This is a genomic window from Albidovulum sp., from assembly GCF_049646345.1.
Lineage (GTDB): Bacteria > Pseudomonadota > Alphaproteobacteria > Rhodobacterales > Rhodobacteraceae > Albidovulum.
Genome location: NZ_JBARVQ010000551.1, coordinates 1 through 1,880 on the forward strand (window position 1 = coordinate 1; position 1,880 = coordinate 1,880).

Consider the following 1,880-nt stretch of genomic DNA (forward strand, 5'->3'; position numbering starts at 1 on the left):
CCATCATGCCGATGAGGCACTCTACATCACCAATGTCATGCCCTGGCGGCCGCCGCAGAACCGCGACCCTGAGCCGGGTGAGATCGCGATGATGCTGCCCTTCGTCACGCGGCATGTGGAGTTCGTGAACCCTGATGTCATCGTTCTGATGGGCAATACGCCCTGCGCCGCCGCTTTGGGCAAACGCGGCATTCTGCGGCTGCGCGGCCATTGGACCGAGGTTTTCGGGCGTCCGGCGATGCCGATGACGCATCCTGCCTATCTTCTGCGCACCCCGGCGGCCAAGCGCGAAGCCTGGGCCGATCTGCTGGAGATCAAGGCGCGGCTGGGGAAGCGCCCGTGATCGTCGATCCGCTGACGCTTGTCGCGTTCATCCCCGCCGCTCTGGCGCTGAACCTGACACCCGGGGCAGACATGATGTTCTGTTTCGCCCAAGGTCTGCGCGGCGGGCCGCGCGCGGCTGTGGCTGCGAGTGCGGGGATCACGGCTGGCTCGATGCTCAATGTCACGCTGGCGGGGATCGGGCTGGGGGCGCTTGTCGCCTCCATGCCGGGGGTGTTCCACGCGATCCGCTGGGTTGGCGTGGCCTATCTTCTGTATCTTGCATGGCGGACCCTGCGGACGCCCATCGCACGGGGCGATTCCCCTGCCGTGCGTACGTCGCGCGCCTTCCGCGATGGGTTTCTGGTCAATGTGTCGAACCCGAAGGTGATCCTCTTCATCCTCGCCTTCATCCCGCAATTCGTGGACCCCGCGCGCGGCGCAGTGCTGGCGCAGTTCCTGATCTTCGGCATTGTGATCGGGCTTGGCGGGCTGATCATCAACGGGGCAGTTGGCTGCGGGGCAGGGGGCATGGGCCGGGTTCTGGCCCGCAATGCCGGGGTGGAGCGCGGGTTGCGCCGGGCGTCTGCCACCGTGTTTGGCCTTCTGGCCGCGAAACTTGCATGGGAGGGGCGCGCATGAGCCGGATCGACGAAACGAAAGAGGTCATTCCGGTCCGCATTGCCGTCCTGACCGTGTCGGACACAAGATCGATGGCAGAGGACCGGTCAGGCGATACGCTGGTGGCACGGATTGCCGAGGCGGGGCATGTGCTGGCCACCCGCGATATCGTGCAGGATGAGCGGGCATTGATCGCGGCGAAGCTTCGCGACTGGTGTGCCGATCCCGGGATCGACGTGGTGATTTCCACCGGGGGCACGGGCCTCACGGGCCGCGATGTGACGGTCGAGGCGCATCGCGATGTCTATGAGAAAGAGATCGAGGCTTTCGCCACGGTCTTCACCATCGTCTCGATGCAGAAGATCGGCACCAGCGCGGTTCAGTCCCGCGCGACGGGCGGTGTCGCCATGGGCACTTACCTGTTCGCGCTGCCGGGCAGTCCCGGTGCCTGCAAGGATGCTTGGGACGAGATATTGAAATGGCAGCTCGACTAACGCCACCGCCCCTGCAATTTCGTGGAGATTATGCCCCGTCTCGACGAACATTTGCGCCGGAAGTAACAGCTTCGCGCGTTTTGTGCTTTAGGCTTGGAGGAATTCGTCCCCGGGTCTAGGATTTGACTGGGACAAAAGTAACGGTATCGCATGCGTTTTCTGACACGCAGCCTTCTTGGGCTGCTCCTTACGGCGATCACGATCGCGCTTCTGGCTATGGCCGGGGCCACGCTGAAGTCGGCGATCGATATCCGCAATGCGGATGAGGGGGCCTCGCGCCCCGCCGAAGAGCGTGTCTTTACCGCGCGCGTCACCACATTGCAGCCGACAAGCATCGCACCGGTGATGACCGCCTTTGGCGAGGTGCGCACCAGCCGCAGGCTGGAACTGAGGGCCAATGCAGCGGGGCTCATCGTTGAACTGGCACCGGGTTTTGCTGACGGG

At 64.3% G+C, this 1,880-nt stretch carries 2 protein-coding genes and 2 pseudogenes; all 4 read left to right on the plus strand.

The window, feature by feature from the left end; genetic code table 11:
- Nucleotides 1–343 (plus strand): uracil-DNA glycosylase (locus tag WBB85_RS14215; protein ID WP_432639265.1); only part of this gene is annotated, 343 nt, incomplete at its 5' end.
- The gene (locus WBB85_RS14220) at nucleotides 343–963 is read left to right on the plus strand and encodes a LysE family translocator (RefSeq protein WP_432639266.1); all 621 of its coding nucleotides are present in this window, start codon (nucleotides 343–345) and stop codon (nucleotides 961–963) included. The genes WBB85_RS14215 and WBB85_RS14220, both read left to right, overlap by 1 nt.
- Nucleotides 960–1,502: pseudogene (gene moaB, locus WBB85_RS14225) on the plus strand (molybdenum cofactor biosynthesis protein B). The gene WBB85_RS14220 and the pseudogene moaB overlap by 4 nt, the downstream one beginning before the upstream one ends.
- An 84-nt stretch (nucleotides 1,503–1,586) precedes the next feature.
- Nucleotides 1,587–1,880, plus strand: a pseudogene (locus WBB85_RS14230) (efflux RND transporter periplasmic adaptor subunit); the annotation flags it as partial.